The organism is Serratia sp. M24T3 (assembly GCF_000257645.1).
In the GTDB taxonomy this organism is placed as follows: Bacteria; Pseudomonadota; Gammaproteobacteria; order Enterobacterales; family Enterobacteriaceae; genus Rouxiella.
Genome location: NZ_AJHJ01000002.1, coordinates 292,650 through 312,743 on the forward strand (window position 1 = coordinate 292,650; position 20,094 = coordinate 312,743).

Consider the following 20,094-nt stretch of genomic DNA (forward strand, 5'->3'; position numbering starts at 1 on the left):
TCAAACAGGAAAATGGGCATGGAATCTTTCAATTATTCAGGAAAAACGGCGCTAATCACCGGGGCATCGTCGGGCATCGGGCAGGTATTTGCTGAACAGTTAGCCGCAAAAGGCGTGAGTCTGGTGTTGGTCGCGCGCAATCAGAGCAAATTACAGGCGTTAGCGAACAAACTGGCAAAGCAGCATGGCATCGCCACTCTGGTGATTACCCAGGACCTCAGTGCCAGCGACGCCACGCCCTCAATTCTGGGTCAGCTCAATGAAGCCAAACTTTCACCGGACATTCTCATTAATAACGCCGGTTTTGCCACCTACGGTGTGTTTGATCAGCTGTTGCTGGACCGCCAGCGAGAAGAAATTCAAATTAACTGCCTGTCGCCGGTGGAACTTACGCATGCCCTGCTGCCGGCGATGATAAAGCGCGGCGACGGCGCGGTGATCAACGTAGCCTCTACTGCCGCCATGCAGCCTGACCCTTACATGGCAATTTACGGCGCGACCAAAGCCTTTCTGCTGTCATTCTCCGAGGCGCTTTGGGCCGAAAATCGCCAGCGCGGCGTGCGTGTGCTGGCACTGTGCCCCGGAGCAACCGATACGGCTTTTTTTGACGTAGTCAATGCAGAAGAGGCCTCTGTAGGAAAGAGAATGAAGGCCGATACTGTGGTGAATCTGGCACTTAAGGCGCTCGACGAACAGCGCAACTATCTGATCACCGGCTGCAACAATTGGCTGCTTGGCCAGCTGCAACGATTCGTCACTCGCCGCCGCCTGCTGCTCATCGCCGAAAAAATCCTGCGACCGAAAACCAGTAAAGTTTAAGTAGTTTGTAAGGCTCCCTCACCTGAGGGAGCGACCAAAAAATAACTACAAGGCCGTTACTTCAAATCGTAAAAACAGTCGGCATCTAGCATTATTTCGGCGATTTTCTGCACTGGACCGCGCATATTGACCATAAAGTCGCCCGAGAAGGAGATAGCCAGTTGGCCGCCAGGCATAGTCACCGTCACGCTGTCGCCAACGAGTCCCAACTTGCGCATTGCACTGGCCGCGGCGCAACTGCTGCTGCCGGAAGCCAGCGTATAACCCGCCCCGCGTTCCCAAATCCCGATACTGATATTCTCGCGGTCGATGACTTCGACAAACTGCACGTTGGTGCGTTTGGGGAAAATCGCCAGCGTTTCGATTTCAGGGCCCAGCTGATGAACCAGCGGCAGATCCAGTTTTTCTACACGGATGACACAGTGCGGATTGCCCATGGACACCAAAGTCGCATCCAGATGGTGCCCACCCACCACTAGCGGTTGGTCGAGCATGTCATCACCTTCAATAGTGGCTGGCAGTGCCGATGGGTTAAATTTCGCCTGCCCCATATCAACAATCACCTGATGCGCGCCCTCGGTCACCTCGCAACTTACCTGCCCACCCAGCGTATTAACAAGAAAAGTCTCATGACCAACCCTTTTAATATCAAAAAGATAACGTGCGTAAATGCGTAACCCATTGCCGCTTTTTTCGGCCTCTGAACCATCAGGATTGATGATGCGCACGCGCGGTACTTCTTCGTCATCAATATCAATCAGTAACCCATCAGAACCAATTCCGTAGTTGCGGTCGCAAATGCGGCTGATTTGCTCCAATGAGAATTGCGCTGCCACGCTTTGATGGCAAACAAGATAGTCATTGCCTAAACCATGGTAACGATGAAAAAGAAAGGAATCCATAATCTGCCCTGCCGCTGGTGAGTGTTGTTATTAACTAATGACAGAGAATACACCACCGTTTTTACGAGAGGTAGATCGCGGCACTTTCAACAAATCCTGTCACTTTTAAACCCACAATTTAAGCAACAAAACTGAATGTCATTTCAATATACAAAAAATGGAGGTTATAAATAAAAATCATATCTCCATAACGATTTTATGGCAGACATTCGCCTTTTCAGCCCCTAACGTGGTTGAACGGGAAGCAAACAAATACAACACAACATATTGTTTAATAGATAAAATTATTTTTATACCCCTTCACTCTCTGCATGGATGCATCGATAAAAAAACAATAATTTTTTTAGAAAGTTTTAATCCGATCACACATTAATAAAAAAAATAGAGAGCGCACCCTATGAGTCAGAACGGTATTGTCGATGTAAAAGCCTGGATAGATTCCCGTCCTATTTCGGGCTATCAATGGCTGATTTTATCGCTGTGTTTCATCATCATCATGTTTGACGGTTACGATGCGGCAATTATGGGATTCATTGCCCCGGCTTTAATGGAAGACTGGGGCATGGGACGCGGACAGATGGGCCCGATTTTAGGCGCAGCGATGTTTGGCGTGGCTATAGGCGCATTAGTTGCCGGTCCTTATGCTGACCGTTTTGGTCGTAAACGCGTGCTGCTGATTTCAATCCTGTGCTTTGGTATTTTTAGCCTGCTCAGCACCTTCGCTCACACGCCAATGGAGATGGCGGGCCTGCGTTTTCTGACTGGCCTCGGGCTCGGCGCAGTAATGCCAAATACTGTCACGCTGGTTTCCGAATATATGCCTGAGCGCCGCCGCAGCCTATTGATTACGGTGATGTATAGCGGCTTTAACATTGGCTCCGGCCTGGGTGGTTTTATTGCGGCTGGCCTGCTGCCACATTTTGGCTGGAAGTCTGTGCTGTTTGCAGGCGGTATTGTGCCGTTACTGATGCTGCCTTTGCTGATGTGGGTCCTGCCAGAGTCAGCGATGTACATGGTGGTTCGAAACGTCGCACAACAGAAAATCGCAAAAGTGTTGCGTCGGGCTGGCGGAGTCTTTGCCAGTGACACTAAATTTGTGCTTAAAGCGCCAGTCATTCAGAAAACCGCTAAAGTATTCCAGCTGTTCACCAAGGGTTATGCAAAAGGCACTCTGGTGCTGTGGCTAACCTATTTTATGGGCCTGTTTGTGATTTATTTGCTCAACGGTTGGCTGCCGACCATTATGCGCAACAGTGGTTTTTCACTGGAACGAGCGGCGATTGTTGCCGGTTTATTCCAGCTTGGCGGAACCTTCGGCGGCCTGATGGTGGGCGGTCTGATGGATAAATATAAAGCTCGCCGCGTGATTGCCCTGTTCTATCTGGTGGGCATGGGCTGCCTGCTGACGCAGGGAATCGGCAATTTCGGAGCGACAACACTCGCGGTATTGGTTTTCCTGAGCGGCGTTTGCATTAACGGCGCGCAAACCGGCCTGCAGGCGTTTTCACCGGCCTTTTATCCAACAGAAATGCGCGCAACCGGCGTTTGCTGGATGCACGGGATTGGTCGCACCGGCGCAATCATTAGCTCATCTATGGGCGGGATCTTGCTCGGTCTGTTCAGCGGACAAAACGTTATTTTCCTGGTGCTGGCCATTCCGGCATTGCTGGCTGGCCTGAGTATTTTGCTGCACCGCGCGGCACATCCGGTTGAAATGATCAAAGGTGTCGAACTGAAAGATATCCCGGAGCTGTCACGTACGATGAATGTTCGCTGATGCAAATAATCAGGAAATCATCACAAATTTATAAGGATTCGCCCCTTGCGATCCTCACTAACTAAGGAATAGAGGTATTTAGGATGGCTAGAATTATCGGCGGATTGGCGGTATCACATACCCCGACAATTGGATTTGCTGTGGACCACAACAAACAAAATGAAAGCGCCTGGTCGCCGATTTTTGAAAGCTTTGCCCCGATGCAAAAGTGGCTGGATGAGAAAAAGCCGGACGTATTGCTCTATGTCTTCAACGATCACGTCACTTCGTTCTTCTTTGATCACTATTCTGCCTTCACGCTAGGCATCGATGATCACTATGAAGTGGCGGATGAGGGCGGCGGTCCGCGTGATATTCCTGCGGTTAAAGGTCACGCAGCACTGTCTCAGCACATCGGAGCCAGTCTGATGGCTGATGAATTCGATATGTCTTTCTTTATGGACAAGCCGCTGGATCACGGTCTGTTTTCCCCGCTTTCGGCACTGATGCCACATACGGAAAGCGGTTGGCCAACGCAAATTGTTCCGCTGCAGATTGGTGTTTTGCAGTTCCCTATTCCGACCGCCCGCCGCTGTTACAGGCTGGGCCAGGCACTGCGCCGTGCGGTGGAGAGTTTCCCGGAAGATCTGAGCGTCGCAATTGTTGCCACTGGTGGGGTTTCGCACCAGGTGCACGGCGAACGCTGCGGATTTAACAATCCAGAATGGGACGAACAGTTTGTCGACATGCTGGTTAACGATCCCGAACGCCTGACTGAGATGACCATCGCCGAATATGCCACTCTTAGCGGCATGGAGGGATCTGAAGAAATCATGTGGCTGGTGATGCGTGGCGCGCTGTCGGCCAATGTCGAGAAACTGCATCATGCCTATTACCTGCCGTCGATGACCGGTATCGCAACTTTAGTGCTTGAGAATAAATCGCGGGAAGCCCCCGTTGATGTTCAGCAGCGCCAGCGCGACAAAATTGCCCAGCAGATGGCCGGAGTCGAAAAGCTTGAAGGAACCTATCCGTTTACTCAGGCGCGCAGTCTCAAGGCTTTGCGCATTAACCGTTTCCTGCATCGGATGATCCAACCTGCATGGCGCGAGCGTTTTCTTGTCGAACCACAGGCGATGTTTGATGAAAACAAACTGACTGCCGATGAACAAACGATGCTGCGCGATCTCGACTGGCGTTCAATGATTCAGTACGGTGTCAGCTTCTTCCTGCTGGAGAAACTGGGTGCCGTCGTCGGCGTTTCCAACCTGCACATCTATTCGGCGATGCGCGGTCAAACGCTGGAAGAGTTCCAGAAAACGCGTAACCAGCAGGTTATTTATTCCGTTGCGGGGAAAGGCAAAGCATGAGCATTTTTGACCAGCCGAAAATAGACACCCACCATCACGTTTTTGATCCGGTTAATTTTCCATATATTGCGGACACCGCCTATCGGCCTGCCGGACATGAAATCGGCACCGTGGAATATTATCAGGCGGTAATGCAGGCGTATAACATTCGCCATTCGCTGATTGTCGGCCCAACTTCGGGTTACAACACTGACAGCCGCTGTTTGTTGGACGCGCTTGAAAAAGGCAACGGTCGCTTCAGAGGAATTGCCGTTGTGCCCTTTGATAGCGGCCTCGATCGACTGGCTGAGTTAAAGCAGGCTGGCGTGGTCGGCATTGCCCTTAACGTGGCGATGCTTGGCGTCGAGCCTTTTATCAATTTCGATAACATGATGGGCAAACTGGCCGAACTTGACCTGTTTGCCGCGATCCAGGTGCAAGACGATCAACTGCTGGCTTTGATGCCGATGTTGGCGCGCACGAAAACAAAACTGCTGTTTGATCATTCAGGACGACCTGATGTTAGCGCCGGTTTACAACAGCCCGCTTTTCAGGCGCTGCTTTCACTGGCAGCAACGGAAAGATGCTGGGTCAAACTGTCGGGACTGTCTAAATTTAGCCACCAGCCCTTCCCTTATCGTGATGGGCACGATTATCAACTCGCGCTGCTCGAGGCATTTAGTGCCGACCGCTGCATGTGGGGATCTGACTGGCCGTTCCTGCGCGCCGAGCATCGCATGGATCTTGGCACGCTACTGATGCTGTTTAACGATTTATTCCCGGATGAAAATATTCAGAAAAAAATCATGTGGGAAACACCAAAACAACTGTTTGGATTTGAGGATTAAGAAATAATGCAGCGAAAAATCGTGGTACTCAACGGATGTAATCTCAACCTGCTCGGCACCCGCGAGCCAGAAACCTATGGCTATGACACTCTGGCTGATATTGAAGCCCTTTGCGTGCAGACCGGTAAAGAGTGTGAAGTTGAAATTGAGTTCTTCCAGACCAATTATGAAGGCGAGATGATTGAGAAGATTCAGTCTTGCCGTGGCAAAGCCAGTGCACTGGTACTGAATGCAGCAGCCTGGACCCACACTTCAGTGGCGATCCGCGATGCCGTCACCGCTATCAGTGTGCCACTGTTTGAAGTACATATTACCAATGTTCACAAACGTGATGCTTTCCGTCATCACTCTTTCCTTTCCGATATTTCGGTAGGCGTGATTTGTGGCTTTGGTATTCAAGGTTACGAATATGCAATTAGAAAGGCAGCAAAACTGGCTTAATGTTGGCCAAGATCAAGGAAAGGTTCATCTTCGTTTACATTAATTGAACATCACTCCTCATTGGCGTAATACTCGTTCAAGCTCACGTAACGGCACAGGGCTCACCAGCCCTTTGTTCTACGCGCAGCCATCTGGACAAGATACTCAATACATCAATGAGGATAAGCTGTATGTCTAATAATGGAAAAGTGGCTTTAGTAACGGGCGCAGGCCAGGGAATTGGCCGTGCGATTGCTCTTCGTCTGGCCCAAGATGGCTTCGCCGTTGCGGTGGTGGACTTTAATGCCGAAACGGCAAAAAAAGTGGCAGAAGAGATTAACCACGCGGGTGGCCGAGCCATCGCACAGTTTGCCGATGTCTCTGACCGCGAACAGGTTTTTTCTGCGGTTGAAGCCGCCAGGCAACAGCTCGGCGGATTTGATGTCATCGTCAATAATGCTGGTATCGCCCCGACGACACTGATTGAAGACATTACTCCAGAAGTCGTTGATAAAGTTTATAATATTAACGTCAAAGGCGTAATCTGGGGCATTCAGGCCGCGGTTAAAGCTTTTAAATCTTTGGGACACGGCGGGAAAATCATTAACGCCTGCTCTCAGGCCGGTCATGTCGGCAACCCAGAATTAGCCATCTACAGCTCCAGCAAATTTGCAGTTCGTGGTTTAACGCAAACCGCCGCCCGCGATCTCGCGCATTATGGCATTACTGTAAATGCTTACTGCCCAGGAATTGTTAAAACGCCAATGTGGGAAGAAATCGACCGCCAGGTTTCCGCAGCAGCAGGCAAACCCGTGGGTTATGGCACGCAGGAATTCGCCAAAAATATCACGCTTAAACGCCTCTCCGAACCGGAAGATGTCGCAGGTTGTGTGTCCTATCTCGCCGGACCAGATTCTGATTACATGACAGGCCAGTCACTCCTTATCGATGGCGGTATGGTCTTTAACTGATACTCCGTATCTGAATACGAATAAGAAAAGCTGTATACCTTAACGGGCATACAGCTTTTCTGCTGCCTGCAAATCATGGGCTCGACATCTTCTATGCCAAGCTAAAAATTGAAAAATCAGTAATCGCTAAATAAGCTTTTTTCCTGCTGTCTGATTAAAAGTGTTGAACCTTGAAAAACTAAGCCTAAAGGGGCTACACTGCCAGGGTAAATTTTGTGACGGGGATCGGTTATTACTCGCGACGATGTTAATGAATTGCCATGTCCGGATGAGGTTTTCCGTGATGTTTTCAGTCAATTCTGATTTATTTTGCAGGGCTACCGAGGTTGCCAAGAAAAATTGGCTATAACCCTAACATGACAACATAATTACATTTTATTTTTGGGAGTATCATTTTAGTGAACAAAAACATGGTAAAAAATATATTGTCGCTCTTTATGATACAGGGAGCTGGATATATTTTACCCTTAATCACTCTCCCCTATCTGGTCCGCGTTCTCGGACCGAGTGAATACGGAATACTAGGCTTTTCATTTGCATTTGTTCAATATTTCACACTCATTGTTCAGTATGGGTTTGACCTTTCTGCTACCAACAAAATTGCCATACACAAAGACGATAAGACGCTAGTAAGTCAGGTTTTTTGGGGCGTCCTGTTCTGTAAAACTATCCTGGTTATTCTCAGCGCGTTGTTCATGTTTGTCATTGTGGCCTTTATTCCCAGCATTAAAGAATACGCGACGGTTATCATCGTCTCTTATACCTCAGTAATTGGCGCAGCCTTCCTGCCCTCATGGCTATTTCAGGGCAAAGAAAAAATGGGTTGGATGGCAATTTCCAATATTGCTGAAAAAATAATCACACTGCCATTAATATTCATTTGCGTTAAGTCTCCTGCCGATACCTGGATTGTGGCATTAATTACCGGTGCCGGATTTATCCTCGGTTCATTGTTCAGTTTTTATATGATTTATCGTGAGAAATGGATTGAATGGAGCCTGCCAAGCTATGCACAAATAAAAGAGCAAATCCATGATGGCCGATATATTTTCTTGTCAAATATTGCCGGCAGCGTTTATGTAAACAGTATTCCAGTGTTCCTCGGTTTTGCCGCTGGCCCTGTTACCGTCGGTTTTTACGTTGCTGCCGACAAAATCCGCATGGCAATTCAGGGCTTAATGGGCCCTATTACTCAGGTGTTTTATCCGCGTATTAGCTCACTGATGGCAAATGATAAAGCCAAAGGGTTAAAGATGATCCGCACCTTGTTATACGGGCAAAACGCTATCGTCTTAGTCATTTCTCTGCTGTTGATGGTCTTTGCACACCAGATAATTACCGTATTCTATGGCGATACCTATTTAGCCTCCGTCTCAGTCCTTGTGATTCTTGCTCCTATGGTGTTCTTTATCAGCGTGAGCACTGTATTAGGCGTGCAAGGGATGTTGATCATCGGTATGAAGAAAGAATTTAGTCAGATACTCTGGTTTGGTGCAGTATTAAATACTGTCGCTATCTTCCCTTTGATATGGCTGGCCGGCGCAGATGGTGCTGCACTTTCTGTATTGGTAACCGAAGCCGTTGTCGCCCTTTTGATTGTCTACAAAACCAAATCCATATGGAGACGTGCTTAAATGTCCGATGAACTAGATAACGCCAATAGCACACCATTGGCAGGCGTTGTGGTTTGGTTTAATCCTTCAGAAAAAGAAGTCGAAAACATCAAAACCTACCTCGGTTTTTTAAGCCAGCTTTACGTGGTAGATAACTCGGCGGGCGATAATAGAGCCTTGTTAAGCATTATTGGCGAGGGCACTGATAACGTAGAATACATACCAAATCTCGATAACCTGGGCATCGCCACCGCATTAAATAAAGGATGCCGACGCGCGATAGAACAAGGTTATGAGTGGATAGTCACGATGGATCAGGATTCTTGTTTTGATTCTCAGGAGATGACCAAGTTTCTAAACGCCTTTGAGGCCAAGAAACTGGAAGATCCAAGCATTGCCGTCTTCACCCCGATGACTTATCAGGATCAGCCGCAAGGTTATGCTCAGCGAGTAATTACCTCGGGGAATCTTTTAAATCTTGCGGCATACACTAAGATTGGCGGCTTCGATGATACTTTATTCATTGACGAGGTTGACCACGATCTGTGTTACAAGCTGACTCAGAATAACTTTAAAATTTATACCTTTGGCGAAGTGCATATGGAGCACAAACTTGGCAACACCAAGCTGCATCCGTACCTTTTCACTCGCCATATGTGGGTTATGCACCATGCTGCAATCCGCAAATACTACATCATCAGAAACCGTCTATTGATTCAGGACCGTTTTCCACAATTTACGGAAGACTATAAGCGTGAAAATATGCGTCTAATATTTGGCGTAATTTTCTTTGAAAAACAAAAGCTATTAAAGCTGCGTTACCTGTTTAAAGGCTATCGCGATTATAAAAAGAACAGATTTGGCAAGATACGCTAGATTATAAAAACAAAATCAAGCCGTTCTTTCTCAAGGTTGGTTACTGTCATTATTCGCCAGTGACCAACCTGCATAATATCAATGCAATAGTCTTCTACACCCTATTCCACCAGCGCCGATGTCATCAGGTTTAGCAAATGCTGCGCGGATTTTCCTTGCGAAGTCCGCCGCCATGCCAGCCCGACCTGTGTCGTAATTCGCTGATTGGCAATCGGTAGACAGCAAACATTGGCGACGTCAATACGTCCTAACGAAGCAGGAACGAGTGCATAGCCAAATCCGGTCGCGACCATGCTCAGCGACGAGGCAATTTGCGGGCACTGCTGCCCCAGGTTTGGTGTAAATCCTGCCTCTTCACAGGCTGCAATGACCTCGTCATAAAGCCCTGGTGACAGCTCGCGGGGAAAAGTAATCAGCGTTTCATTGCGCAATTCAGTTAACGAAACACTCTCTCCCCGGCTTAGCGGATGTCTCTTGGGTAATGCAACCACCATTTCTTCATCATCGATAACGCGCACGTTAAAATCTTTGCTGCGCTCACAGGGCAGTCGAACGAACGCCAAATCAATAACCCCTTCACTCAAGGCAGTCATTAGCCCGGACATGTCCTTTTCCTGTGGCTCCAGCGTGACGCCAGGATATTTGTCCCGATAACGGTGTAACAGGGCAAATACCTGCGGATTGAAAGCCGAGGAGCTGGCAAAACCAATACGTAGAAATCCGTTCATCCCTCTTGCAACACTTCGGGTACGTTCAAGAGCGGCATCAGACAGTTTTAGTATGATCAGCGCATCCTCATACAGCACTTTTCCGGCTTCAGTCAGTTCAACCCCCCTTGTTAATCGCTTGAGCAACGATGTACCAACTTCATGCTCAAGCCGCTGTATCTGTTGACTTAAAGGGGGCTGTGAAATACCCAGCCTTTCGGCAGCACGCGTAAAATTAGCAGTCTCTGCTACAGCGACAAAGTAGCGCAGATGACGGAGTTCCATATTAAAAACGTCTCAAAGTGAACATCTCTTAATATTGGAACTGTAGAAGGAATCGCGTCAACCTTTAGTTAGTCTTATTAATTGATTTTCTGGAGCAGCCAAATGAAAGAGCTTTCCGTTTCCAATGCCAATACGCTTTATCAAACTTCGCTGATGAGCGCCTTGCTCAGCGGGGTATATGAAGGGGAAACCACCATGGCGCAGCTGCGTGAACACGGTGATTTTGGGCTAGGAACTTTCAACAAACTTGATGGCGAGTTGATTGCTTTTGACGGCAATATTTTCCAGTTGCGCGGTGATGGCACAGCTCGTCGAGCAAGCCCCGAGCAGAAAACACCGTTCGCCACCATGACATTCTTTAATCCGACTAATGAATATCACATCGACAGTCCGCATACCCGTGAAGAGATCCATACGCTGATCGACCAGGTCATTAGCCAGAATGCCTTTTGCGCACTGCGAATCAACGGTGAGTTTAGCCGCGTGGATACGCGCACAGTGCCAGAACAGCAGCGCCCTTATAAGCCGATGATGGAAGCGGTAAAACAGCAGCCAACTTTCCATATCAAAAACAGTGTTGGAGTCTTGATAGGCTTTCTTACGCCAGAATATATGCAAGGCATTAATGTTGCCGGTTTCCACGAGCATTTTATCGATCAGGCACGCCATAGTGGCGGACACGTGCTGGATTATCAGGTCGAGCGCGGAACGTTGACCTTTGGCACGGTTGATAAACTGGCTATTGATTTTCCTCACGACCAAGATTTCCTCAATGCCAATCTGTCTCCCGAGAATTTGCGGGAAGCGATTCGTGCCGTAGAAAGCTAACAGCCGCCGGTTAATGGAGCGATAAAATGCATAATTCAGAAAACAGTAATGATAAAAATGAATGGAAATGTGGTGCGGACCTGGTAGTGGCTCAACTCCAAGCACAGGGCGTTAAACACGTATTCGGCATTCCCGGTGCCAAGATTGACCGTGTTTTCGACTCGCTGGTCGATTCAACCATAGAAACCGTGGTTGTCCGCCACGAAGCCAATGCCGCCTTTATGGCTGGAGCAGTGGGTCGCCTTACCGGAAAAGCCGGCGTCGCGCTGGTGACCTCGGGACCCGGCTGTTCCAACCTGATAACCGGCGTCGCCACCGCCAACTCTGAAGGTGATCCCATGGTGGCACTCGGCGGTGCGGTAAAACGGGCCGATCATTTAAAACAGGTTCACCAGACTATGGACACTGTTGCCATGTTCAGGCCGGTGACCAAGTATTCGGCTGAAGCCATTTCGTCTTCGGCGCTGGCAGAGGTGGTTGCCAACGGCTTTCGTGCCGCCGAATTTGGTCGCCCCGGTGCAGCATTTATCAGCCTGCCAATGGACCTCATCAATAAGCCGACCCGGGGCAAACTGCTAACCTCCTACTCGCCGACACTCGGAAGTGCGCCACAGGACGCTATTGTGCAAGTCGCCCGGATGCTGCAAAAGGCGAAAAATCCGGTGTTGCTGCTCGGCCTGATGGCCAGTCAACCGCGCAATGCCGAGGCCATTCGTCGACTGCTGAAAAAGAGCAACCTGCCGGTTACCAGCACCTATCAGGCGGCAGGCGTTATCGATCAGGATGCTTTCCACCGCTTCGCCGGTCGCGTTGGTTTATTCAATAATCAGGCCGGAGATCGCCTGCTGCGTAACGCGGATCTCGTCATTACTATCGGCTACAGCCCGGTGGAATACGAACCTGCGCAGTGGAGTAACGGTACTGCCGAACTGGTGCATATTGATGTCACCCCCGCTGAAACCGATAGCGAATACCAGCCAGAGATCGAGCTGGTGGGCGATATTGCCGACACGATTGATTTGCTCGGCGATCGTGTCGCGCAGCAGATTGTGCTCAGCCCGGCAGCGATTGATATTCTCGAAGAACGTCGCCTGCAGCGCCAACTGCTGGACCAAAAGGGCCGCAGCCTGAATCAGTTTGCGATTCATCCCCTGCGTTTGGTTCGCGCGATGCAGGACATTGTTAACAGCGATGTCACCCTGTGCGTGGATATGGGCAGTTTCCATATCTGGATTGCCCGCTATTTGTATAGCTTTCGCGCGCGTCAAGTGCTGATTTCCAACGGCCAGCAGACCATGGGTGTTGCTCTGCCGTGGGCTATCGGCGCGGCGCTGGTCGAGCCGGGTCGGAAAGTGGTTTCTGTCTCGGGTGATGGCGGTTTTATGCAATCAAGCATGGAGCTGGAAACCGCGGTGCGGTTGGGCATTAATATGCTGCATATTATTTGGGTCGACCAGGCTTATAACATGGTGGCGATTCAGGAGGAGAAAAAGTATCGGCGCACGTCAGGCATCCAGTTTGGCCCGATTGATTTTAAAGCCTACGCTGACGCCTTTGGTGCTAAAGGTTTCGCCGTGACATCTGCTGATACGCTGGAGCAGACCCTGCACGCGGCGATGGACGTTCAGGGACCCGCCGTGGTGGCCATTCCGGTAGATTACAGTGACAACGCGTTGTTGATGAGTCAGCTAAATATGAGCGAAATTTTCTAACTTATTGTTCCTTGAGCTCGTATGGCCTCAATGAGCGCGCTGGCAGCAGGCGACAGCAGACTGCCAGCGCGGAAAGTGATACCAATCGGGCGTTGGGTATCGGCCAAATCTACGTTAAGGCTGACCAACTCGCCGTTGTCCAACTCATGCTGCAACTGCCTGGCGGATACTGCCGCCAGCATGTCGGAGTCCAGTAATAATCCGCGCACAATCGCCAAATCACCGCTTTCGACTACCGGGTCGGGAGGCGGAATATTCACTGATTCAAAGCTGCTTTCCAGCAACTTTCTGGCCGGAGTTTCCGAACGCGGTAACACCCATCGCGCGCTGCGTAAATCTTGCGGAGAAATCACCGTATCGCTCAACGGATGACCGCGACGGGCAACAATTACCATTTTTTCTGTAAACAGAGTCTCACTGACCATATCGGCGGCGTAATCACTGGTTCGCAGCGCACCGACGATAAAATCTACCTCCCCGGATCTCAGCTCTGAGGCCAGTGTCACAAATGCGCTCTCGTTGGTAATAATCTTGATGCCAGCGTATTTGGCGGTAACGGCCAAAATCGCCTGCGGTAACAGCTTCGTCCGGCTCAGCGGCAAAGCGCCAATTTGTACCGTCCCCACCAGCACCCCTTGTCTGGCGGCAATGTCCGCCGGAATGTGCCGCAATTCATTAAGCGCGCGGCGGATGTTTGGCACAATTTCCTGACCCGCGAGGCTGGGGATCATTCCCTGTGGCGTGCGCTCGAGCAAAGCGAGATCGGCACCGTTTTCCAGCACTTTGAGAGCGGCAGAAACGGCAGGTTGGCTCAAGCCGAGCAGCGTGGCCACCGTTTGCATATGGCGGGTCTTGCACAAAGCGATAAAAATCTGCAATCGCCGCACGTTAAACAAATAAAGAGGTTCGGTGAGTGCTCGATTGTGCGCGATTTTCCCCTGCAATCGCGCCAGCAGCTCAGCGGTTTCATGCAGGTCGGCAATAGCCCTTCGCGCACGCGGCAGAATGCACTTACCGTAGTCGGTCAACAGCATGCCGTTGGCGTGACGTTCAAACAGCGGCACCGATAAATGTTCTTCGAGATCGCGTATCGAGCGGGTGATGGCCGACTGAGTACGGAATAGCTCATCCGCAGCGCGCGAGACACTTCCCTGATCGACAACCTGACAAAAAGCCCGAATTTGCATCAGGTTACATAACCCCTTCTCGTCGTTCATCCCCTTCTCCCGATTGTGTTTTTTTTGTGACTTTACTCAGCAATATAAATAAAACGCATACCTGCTGCAATCAAATGAATTACCTGTGACCCACGCCGACTGACAGCATAGAAATCAGACCACGCGGAAGCGTCAGGCACTTTCAAATGAAAAATCTATGAGGAATATGCAGATGAGCAATGCCAATAACAATGCAGCAAATCCTGCCAAAACTGCGCTGGTTGTTAGCGCCCACTCGGCCGACTTTGTATGGCGTGCGGGCGGTGCCATCGCGCAGCACACTCAGTTAGGCTATAAGGTTCACATTGTTTGCCTGTCATTCGGTGAGCGCGGTGAGTCTGCCAAACTTTGGCGCAAGGGTGAGATGACCGAAGAAAGAGTTAAAGCTTCGCGTCGTGAAGAAGCCATGGCGGCAGCTGAAATCCTTGGCGCCAGCGTTGAGTTCTTTGATATGGGCGATTACCCGCTGCGCGCCACCAAAGACGATCTGTTCCGCCTGGCTGACGTTTACCGCCGTATTCAGCCACACTTCGTGCTGACCCATTCCCTAAAAGATCCTTATAACTACGATCATCCGATGGCGACCAATCTGGCGCAGGAGGCACGTATTATTGCTCAGGCCGAGGGCTACAAGCCGGGCGAGCCAATCGTTGCTGCACCGCCGGTTTACTGCTTTGAGCCGCACCAACCAGAACAATGCGAGTGGAAACCCGACGTGCTGCTGGATATCACCGACGTGTGGGACAAGAAATACGCCGCAATCCAATGCATGGCCGGTCAGGAACACTTGTGGGAATACTACACTCGCGTTGCCCAGCAGCGTGGCGTGCAGGCGAAAAGAAACGTGGGTATCACAACCAGCAAAAATATCGTTTACGGCGAAGGTTATCAGAGCATCTTCCCACGGGTGACAGGAGAGCTGGCATGAGCAACTACCAAGGTCTGATCCTCGGCAAAAAAGGCGTGGTGGTGCGTAATATTCCTCGCGCCGAGCAACAACAGGTCGCGGCGTTGGCCGCCTTTGGCGTGGCAACCGTGCATGAAGCTCAGGGTCGTAAAGGGCTGCTTTCTCCGGCTATTCGCCCTATCCAAAAAGATGTGGCGATTTCCGGCAGCGCGGTAACCGTGCTGGTGGCACCGGGCGATAACTGGATGTTCCACGTTGCGGTGGAACAGTGTAAACCGGGCGATATTCTGGTGGTTGCGCCAACCTCCCCGTGCGGCGACGGTTATTTTGGCGATCTGTTGGCGACATCGTTAAAAGCGCGCGGCGTAATTGGCCTGGTCGCTGACGTTGGCGTCCGTGATACTCGCACTTTACGCGAGATGGGTTTCGCGGTGTGGTCACACGCGGTGTACGCACAGGGCACGGTAAAAGAAACGCTGGGTTCGGTGAATATTCCCGTGCTCTGCGCCGGGCAGATTGTTTATCCGGGCGATGCGATCGTCGCTGATGATGATGGCGTAGTGGTGGTTCGACGTGAAGAAGTGGCGCAAGTTGCCGAAGCCAGCCGTCAACGCGAGGCGTTGGAAGAGAGTAAACGCGCACGCATGGCCGACGGCGAATTAGGCCTCGATATCTATAACATGCGTCCAACCCTCGAGAAGAAAGGCCTGACTTATTATACCGACGTCGAAGAACTTGCCGACGCTGTAGGACAGGAAAATTCGCTTAAGCGTTGAGGAGGTTCTATGCTGCAAACCCGAATTCCCTGCGTGCTGATGCGCGGTGGAACCTCAAAGGGCGCGTTCTTTTTAGCCGATGATTTACCTGAAGACAACGAGCTTCGCGATCGTGTGCTGCTGGCGGTAATGGGCTCGCCAGATCCGCGGCAGATAGACGGCGTGGGTGGCGCAGATCCGCTGACCAGCAAAGTCGCGATTATCCGCCCCTCTGCTCGCAATGACGCTGATGTCGATTATCTTTTTGCGCAGGTGAATGTCGATAAAGCCGTGGTGGATTACGGGCAAAACTGCGGCAATATTCTGGCAGCCGTCGGCCCTTTTGCTATCGAGCAAGGTTTGATTAGCGCGGCAGATGGCCTGACTCCGGTACGAATTTTTATGGAAAATACCGGGCAGATAGCCATTGCTCACGTGCCGACGCCGCAGGGCCAGGTTGAGTATGAAGGCAGCCTGAAGATAGACGGCGTGCCGGGCAGCGCAAGCGAAATCATGATCGAGTTCGCTGATATTGCCGGATCAAGCTGTGGCTCGCTGCTGCCGACGGGCAAAGTGATCGACACGTTTGACGGCATTGAAGTGACCTGCATTGATAACGGCATGCCGGTGGTGCTGTTACGCGCCGCCGATGTGGGGCGCAGCGGGTATGAAACGCGACAGCAGCTCGACGATGATTCCGAACTCAAGGCCAGACTGGAATCAATACGTTTACAGGCGGGTCCGAAGATGAATCTCGGTGATGTCTCGCAGCGCACAGTGCCAAAAATGACATTGGTTGCGGAAGCTCGTGACGGCGGTTCCATCTCCAGCCGCACCTTTATTCCACACCGCTGCCACGCGTCAATTGGCGTACTCGGGGCCGTTAGCGTGGCTAGCGCCTGCCTGCTGCCCGGTTCTGTTACTGAAGGATTGGCCAACACACCAGCGGGCGATCGCCCACGCATTAGCGTCGAACATCCAAGCGGTGAATTCAGCGTTGAGTTGCACGTAAATATCGCGGCTAAAGGGGCCGAAAGGCTAGCCGGATGCGGCCTGTTGCGCACTGCGCGGTTGCTGTTTGAAGGCCGCGTAGCCATCCCCGGCAGCCTGTGGCAAGGGAAAGAGCCCACCGAAAATCGTCGATAACTCTAAAATAAGTCAACCCTCTGGCTCTCTCTGTTATAGGGAGAGCCTCTCTTATGAAGACTCCTCACATAATTTTCACTTCGATGAGTTATCGTTTCAGGTTACCCGATGACACCGAACTGCCAGGCCCGAAAGATTAACGCGTAAATCCTGCGGCATCTGGCATCCATTGCCAGCATAAGGGCAGCGCTCACGGAAATAACAGCCCTGCGGCAAGTTGCGATTGCTGGGTAATTCCCCTTTTCTGTCTTCCTGCCCATCATCCAGCGAGCGCCCCGCCTGCGGTACAGAGTCGAGCAGCAGTTTGGTGTACGGATGCTGCGGACGAGTCAGCACTTTTTCCGCCGGTCCCAGCTCGACGATTTGCCCCAGATACATCACCGCCACGCGGTCGCTCATATGGCGCACCACGGAAACATTGTGCGAAATCAGCACAAAAGTGAGATTCCGCTGGCGCTGTAACTCCACCAGAAGGTTAAGAATTTGCGCCTGCACCGAGATATCCAGCGCTGAGGTCGGCTCATCCAGCACAATAATATCCGGCTCGGAAGACAGCGCACGCGCGATAGAAATACGCTGGCGCTGACCACCGGAAAACTCATGCGGCAGACGATCGAGATACTCTTTCCGGATCCCCACCTGCTCCGCCAGTTCCTCAGCCAATTTACGACGTTCGCTGGCTGGATTGTGTTTCTGCACGTACACCGGCTCGGTGATAATGCGCCACACCGGCAAACGCGGGTCCAGCGATGACTGCGGATCCTGAAACACCATTTGCATGCCGGAACCAAACCAGGAACCGTCGGAACGAGCGCGCAAGAGCTGCCCGCTGCTGGGTTTTTGCAGCCCCATCAACAGCTGTGCCAACGTGCTTTTGCCGCAGCCCGATTCGCCAACGATGCCCAGCGTTTCGCCACGCATGATATTTAAATCCAACCCGTTCAGCGCATGCACGTAACCCTTCGGCTTACCGAGCCAGTTAAATTTCGCGGCAAAACGAACGCGAATATCCTGTAGTTCAATCAATGCATCTTGATTCATCAGATTGGCTCCTGAAGGGTAATCGATTCTATTCGTTGCGGATGCCAACACGCGACCTGTTGCTGCGAGCGGCCGTCCAGCGCGGCAAGTTTGGGTGACTGTGCGCACTGGCTATCGCCGTGACTACAGCGCCCGCGAAAGGCACAGCCGCCGGGAAGTTTCGCCAGATTCGGCACCGTGCCGGGGATAGCCTTCAGCAAGCTGCGAGGCTCGCCGTTTTCAGGCGCAGCCTGTAGTAACCCGATGGAATAAGGATGCGCCGGGCTTTCAATAACCTCCGCCGTATTACCGCTTTCGATAACGTGACCGGCGTACATTACATACACCCGGTCGCAAAGCTGGGACACCACCGCCATATCGTGAGTAATAAACAGCACTGCCGTGCCGCTAGATTTGGCTTTACGTCGCAACAGCCTTAGAACCTGACGCTGCACGGTGACGTCCAGTGCGGTTGTCGGCTCATCGGCAATGATCAATTCCGGCTCGCAGGAAAACGCCATCGCAATCAACACGCGTTGGCGCATACCGCCGGAAAGCTCAAACGGATAGCGCCCCATGACCTGCTCGGCGTCGCCAATTTGCATCTCCTGCAACAGTCCGATGGCCTTTTTGAAAGCGGCCTGACGACTGATTTTTTGATGCAGACAGATAACCTCACACATCTGCCTGCCGATTTTTCGCGTCGGATTCAGGGCGTTCATTGGCTCCTGAAAAATCATTGCCACGCGAGCTCCGCGCAGTTGGCGCATCTGTTTATCGCTGGCGGTAATCACATCGGTTCCCAGCAGCTTCAGTTCGCCCGATTTAATGCTAAAGCTGTCCTGTGGCAACAGTCGCATCGACATCATTGCAGTCACAGACTTTCCAGAACCGGATTCGCCCACCACGCCAACAATTTCACCAGCATTCACTTTTAAAGAGACATTATTCAGCGCGCTGATTTCTGCTCCGTACACTGGAAAAACCAGTTTCAGACTATTTATCTCCAGCACCGGCTGCTGGGGAGATCCTGCTAGAATTTCTGCCATCATCAACGCCCTCTGCTTTTCGGATCGAGCAGGTCGCGCAGACCGTCGCCGAACAAGTTAAAACCGGTGGCGGTGATCAAAATCGCCATGCCCGGGAAGGCGGAATACCACCATTGATCGAGAATATAGTTGCGACCGTTGGAGACCATCGCACCCCACTCCGCGGTCGGCTGCTGCGCGCCAAGACCAATGAATCCCAGAGTCGCAGCCATCAGAATTGACGTGCCGATATCGAGAGAGGCCTGCACCACCAGCGGCGGCAGGACATTACGCAGTACGTGCCAAGTAATCAGATGCCAGCGCGACGCGCCAAAGGTGCGAGTGGCCTGCATATAAGCCTGATGACGCAGCATCAGCGTTTGCCCCCGCGCCAGGCGGACATAAAACGGAATGCGCACAATGGCTATCGCCAGCATGGCGTTAAACAGGCTCGGACCCAGCGCGGCGGCCAACGCCATCGTCAGCACCAGCGAGGGCACAGACAGCATAATGTCCATGCAGCGCATGATAAGCGCATCCACCAGACCGCCCATCACGCCGGAGAAACAGCCAAGCAGCGAGCCAATGCTGCCCGCGAGGATAACCACTGCCAGCCCGGCAGTGACCGACTGCTGACTACCGATTAATACGCGGCTAAACAAATCTCGCCCGACTTCATCGGTGCCAAACCAGTGCGCCGCCGAGGGAGCCTGCAAACGCGCCGTCAGGTCTATCGCGTTGGGGTCGTGCGGCACCAGCCACGGCGAAAAGATCATAAGAAAAACCACAATCAGCATGATCGCCAAACCTAATACCGTCAGCGGACTGCGCCCCAACTGGTGGGCAGTCTTACGCCACGAGGCAAAGCGCGGCTTGACCTCCGGCGGTACAATATCGGCGCGACTGCTGTCGACACCTGGTTCAATCAAAGACAT

19 protein-coding genes are annotated in these 20,094 nt (G+C 51.5%); 13 read left to right on the plus strand and 6 right to left on the minus strand.

The annotated features are described in order from the left end of the window. Window positions 1–18 precede the first annotated feature (18 nt). The gene (locus tag SPM24T3_RS03045; protein WP_009635225.1) at window positions 19–819 is read left to right on the plus strand and encodes an SDR family oxidoreductase; all 801 of its coding nucleotides are present in this window, start codon (window positions 19–21) and stop codon (window positions 817–819) included. Between the two features lie 56 nt (window positions 820–875). Here the strand turns inward: SPM24T3_RS03045 and dapF are convergent, their stop codons facing one another. Continuing rightward, window positions 876–1,721 carry a diaminopimelate epimerase gene (gene dapF, locus SPM24T3_RS03050; RefSeq protein ID WP_009635226.1) on the minus strand — a complete coding sequence of 282 codons (846 nt, stop codon included), beginning with the start codon at window positions 1,719–1,721 and terminating at the stop codon, window positions 876–878. A 397-nt stretch (window positions 1,722–2,118) separates the two neighbouring features. Here dapF and SPM24T3_RS03055 point away from each other — a divergent pair, with 397 nt between their 5' ends. From SPM24T3_RS03055 to SPM24T3_RS03085, 7 genes are all read left to right on the plus strand, one after another. After that, complete coding sequence (locus SPM24T3_RS03055) at window positions 2,119–3,498, plus strand: aromatic acid/H+ symport family MFS transporter (RefSeq protein WP_009635227.1); 1,380 nt, start codon at window positions 2,119–2,121, stop codon at window positions 3,496–3,498. 83 nt (window positions 3,499–3,581) lie between these two features. Next, window positions 3,582–4,847 carry a gallate dioxygenase gene (locus SPM24T3_RS03060; RefSeq protein ID WP_009635228.1) on the plus strand — a complete coding sequence of 422 codons (1,266 nt, stop codon included), beginning with the start codon at window positions 3,582–3,584 and terminating at the stop codon, window positions 4,845–4,847. Continuing rightward, window positions 4,844–5,674, plus strand: coding sequence for an amidohydrolase (locus tag SPM24T3_RS03065; RefSeq protein WP_009635229.1), 831 nt, complete (start codon window positions 4,844–4,846; stop codon window positions 5,672–5,674). Before SPM24T3_RS03060 ends, SPM24T3_RS03065 begins: the two co-directional genes overlap by 4 nt. Before the next feature lie 6 nt (window positions 5,675–5,680). Continuing rightward, window positions 5,681–6,115, plus strand: coding sequence for a type II 3-dehydroquinate dehydratase (aroQ, locus tag SPM24T3_RS03070; protein ID WP_009635230.1), 435 nt, complete (start codon window positions 5,681–5,683; stop codon window positions 6,113–6,115). Window positions 6,116–6,285: 170 nt separating this feature from the next. Then, window positions 6,286–7,065: a (S)-acetoin forming diacetyl reductase gene (locus SPM24T3_RS03075; protein WP_009635231.1), complete on the plus strand. Its 780-nt coding sequence runs from the start codon at window positions 6,286–6,288 to the stop codon at window positions 7,063–7,065. 398 nt (window positions 7,066–7,463) lie between these two features. Then, window positions 7,464–8,699 (plus strand): flippase, encoded by a 1,236-nt coding sequence (locus SPM24T3_RS03080; RefSeq protein ID WP_009635232.1) that lies wholly within the window; start codon window positions 7,464–7,466, stop codon window positions 8,697–8,699. Then, window positions 8,700–9,554 (plus strand): glycosyltransferase, encoded by an 855-nt coding sequence (locus SPM24T3_RS03085; RefSeq protein ID WP_009635233.1) that lies wholly within the window; start codon window positions 8,700–8,702, stop codon window positions 9,552–9,554. It abuts the gene before it with no gap. 101 nt (window positions 9,555–9,655) lie between these two features. On the opposite strand, the gene SPM24T3_RS03090 is transcribed toward SPM24T3_RS03085, so the two are convergent. After that, a complete protein-coding gene (locus SPM24T3_RS03090; protein ID WP_009635234.1) occupies window positions 9,656–10,546 on the minus strand; it encodes a LysR family transcriptional regulator in 891 nt (296 codons plus the stop codon). Window positions 10,547–10,648: 102 nt separating this feature from the next. Between SPM24T3_RS03090 and budA the strand changes: the two genes are divergently transcribed. Both budA and alsS read left to right on the plus strand, forming a co-directional pair. Further along, complete coding sequence (gene budA, locus SPM24T3_RS03095) at window positions 10,649–11,374, plus strand: acetolactate decarboxylase (protein WP_009635235.1); 726 nt, start codon at window positions 10,649–10,651, stop codon at window positions 11,372–11,374. 26 nt (window positions 11,375–11,400) lie between these two features. Next, the gene (alsS, locus tag SPM24T3_RS03100) at window positions 11,401–13,086 is read left to right on the plus strand and encodes an acetolactate synthase AlsS (protein WP_009635236.1); all 1,686 of its coding nucleotides are present in this window, start codon (window positions 11,401–11,403) and stop codon (window positions 13,084–13,086) included. On the opposite strand, the gene SPM24T3_RS03105 is transcribed toward alsS, so the two are convergent. Continuing rightward, window positions 13,083–14,303: a LysR family transcriptional regulator gene (locus SPM24T3_RS03105; protein WP_009635237.1), complete on the minus strand. Its 1,221-nt coding sequence runs from the start codon at window positions 14,301–14,303 to the stop codon at window positions 13,083–13,085. The two genes, alsS and SPM24T3_RS03105, sit on opposite strands and share 4 nt — an antisense overlap. Before the next feature lie 172 nt (window positions 14,304–14,475). Between SPM24T3_RS03105 and galB the strand changes: the two genes are divergently transcribed. The 3 genes from galB to SPM24T3_RS03120 are packed head-to-tail and all read left to right on the plus strand — an operon-like array spanning window position 14,476 to window position 17,111. Then, window positions 14,476–15,231, plus strand: a complete 756-nt coding sequence (galB, locus tag SPM24T3_RS03110) for a 4-oxalmesaconate hydratase (RefSeq protein WP_009635238.1) — start codon at window positions 14,476–14,478, stop codon at window positions 15,229–15,231. Next, window positions 15,228–15,986: a 4-carboxy-4-hydroxy-2-oxoadipate aldolase/oxaloacetate decarboxylase gene (locus tag SPM24T3_RS03115; protein ID WP_009635239.1), complete on the plus strand. Its 759-nt coding sequence runs from the start codon at window positions 15,228–15,230 to the stop codon at window positions 15,984–15,986. Before galB ends, SPM24T3_RS03115 begins: the two co-directional genes overlap by 4 nt. A gap of 9 nt (window positions 15,987–15,995) precedes the next feature. Next, window positions 15,996–17,111, plus strand: coding sequence for a 4-oxalomesaconate tautomerase (locus tag SPM24T3_RS03120; protein WP_009635240.1), 1,116 nt, complete (start codon window positions 15,996–15,998; stop codon window positions 17,109–17,111). 96 nt (window positions 17,112–17,207) lie between these two features. On the opposite strand, the gene SPM24T3_RS03125 is transcribed toward SPM24T3_RS03120, so the two are convergent. The 3 genes from SPM24T3_RS03125 to ddpC are packed head-to-tail and all read right to left on the minus strand — an operon-like array spanning window position 17,208 to window position 20,094. After that, the gene (locus tag SPM24T3_RS03125) at window positions 17,208–18,152 is read right to left on the minus strand and encodes an ABC transporter ATP-binding protein (RefSeq protein ID WP_009635241.1); all 945 of its coding nucleotides are present in this window, start codon (window positions 18,150–18,152) and stop codon (window positions 17,208–17,210) included. Continuing rightward, window positions 18,152–19,183 carry an ABC transporter ATP-binding protein gene (locus SPM24T3_RS03130; protein WP_009635242.1) on the minus strand — a complete coding sequence of 344 codons (1,032 nt, stop codon included), beginning with the start codon at window positions 19,181–19,183 and terminating at the stop codon, window positions 18,152–18,154. The genes SPM24T3_RS03125 and SPM24T3_RS03130 overlap by 1 nt, the downstream gene beginning before the upstream one ends. Continuing rightward, a complete protein-coding gene (ddpC, locus tag SPM24T3_RS03135) occupies window positions 19,183–20,094 on the minus strand; it encodes a D,D-dipeptide ABC transporter permease (protein WP_009635243.1) in 912 nt (303 codons plus the stop codon). Before ddpC ends, SPM24T3_RS03130 begins: the two co-directional genes overlap by 1 nt.

Bases quoted from the DNA above. Each gene is read 5' to 3' on its own strand.
- SPM24T3_RS03045 (WP_009635225.1), top strand. From the start codon at position 19: ATGGAATCTTTCAATTATTCAGGAAAAACGGCGCTAATCACCGGGGCA.
- dapF (WP_009635226.1), bottom strand. From the start codon at position 1,721: ATGGATTCCTTTCTTTTTCATCGTTACCATGGTTTAGGCAATGACTAT.
- SPM24T3_RS03055 (WP_009635227.1), top strand. From the start codon at position 2,119: ATGAGTCAGAACGGTATTGTCGATGTAAAAGCCTGGATAGATTCCCGT.
- SPM24T3_RS03060 (WP_009635228.1), top strand. From the start codon at position 3,582: ATGGCTAGAATTATCGGCGGATTGGCGGTATCACATACCCCGACAATT.
- SPM24T3_RS03065 (WP_009635229.1), top strand. From the start codon at position 4,844: ATGAGCATTTTTGACCAGCCGAAAATAGACACCCACCATCACGTTTTT.
- aroQ (WP_009635230.1), top strand. From the start codon at position 5,681: ATGCAGCGAAAAATCGTGGTACTCAACGGATGTAATCTCAACCTGCTC.
- SPM24T3_RS03075 (WP_009635231.1), top strand. From the start codon at position 6,286: ATGTCTAATAATGGAAAAGTGGCTTTAGTAACGGGCGCAGGCCAGGGA.
- SPM24T3_RS03085 (WP_009635233.1), top strand. From the start codon at position 8,700: ATGTCCGATGAACTAGATAACGCCAATAGCACACCATTGGCAGGCGTT.
- SPM24T3_RS03090 (WP_009635234.1), bottom strand. From the start codon at position 10,546: ATGGAACTCCGTCATCTGCGCTACTTTGTCGCTGTAGCAGAGACTGCT.
- budA (WP_009635235.1), top strand. From the start codon at position 10,649: ATGAAAGAGCTTTCCGTTTCCAATGCCAATACGCTTTATCAAACTTCG.
- alsS (WP_009635236.1), top strand. From the start codon at position 11,401: ATGCATAATTCAGAAAACAGTAATGATAAAAATGAATGGAAATGTGGT.
- SPM24T3_RS03105 (WP_009635237.1), bottom strand. From the start codon at position 14,303: ATGAACGACGAGAAGGGGTTATGTAACCTGATGCAAATTCGGGCTTTT.
- galB (WP_009635238.1), top strand. From the start codon at position 14,476: ATGAGCAATGCCAATAACAATGCAGCAAATCCTGCCAAAACTGCGCTG.
- SPM24T3_RS03115 (WP_009635239.1), top strand. From the start codon at position 15,228: ATGAGCAACTACCAAGGTCTGATCCTCGGCAAAAAAGGCGTGGTGGTG.
- SPM24T3_RS03120 (WP_009635240.1), top strand. From the start codon at position 15,996: ATGCTGCAAACCCGAATTCCCTGCGTGCTGATGCGCGGTGGAACCTCA.
- SPM24T3_RS03125 (WP_009635241.1), bottom strand. From the start codon at position 18,152: ATGAATCAAGATGCATTGATTGAACTACAGGATATTCGCGTTCGTTTT.
- SPM24T3_RS03130 (WP_009635242.1), bottom strand. From the start codon at position 19,183: ATGATGGCAGAAATTCTAGCAGGATCTCCCCAGCAGCCGGTGCTGGAG.
- ddpC (WP_009635243.1), bottom strand. From the start codon at position 20,094: ATGTCTTTGATTGAACCAGGTGTCGACAGCAGTCGCGCCGATATTGTA.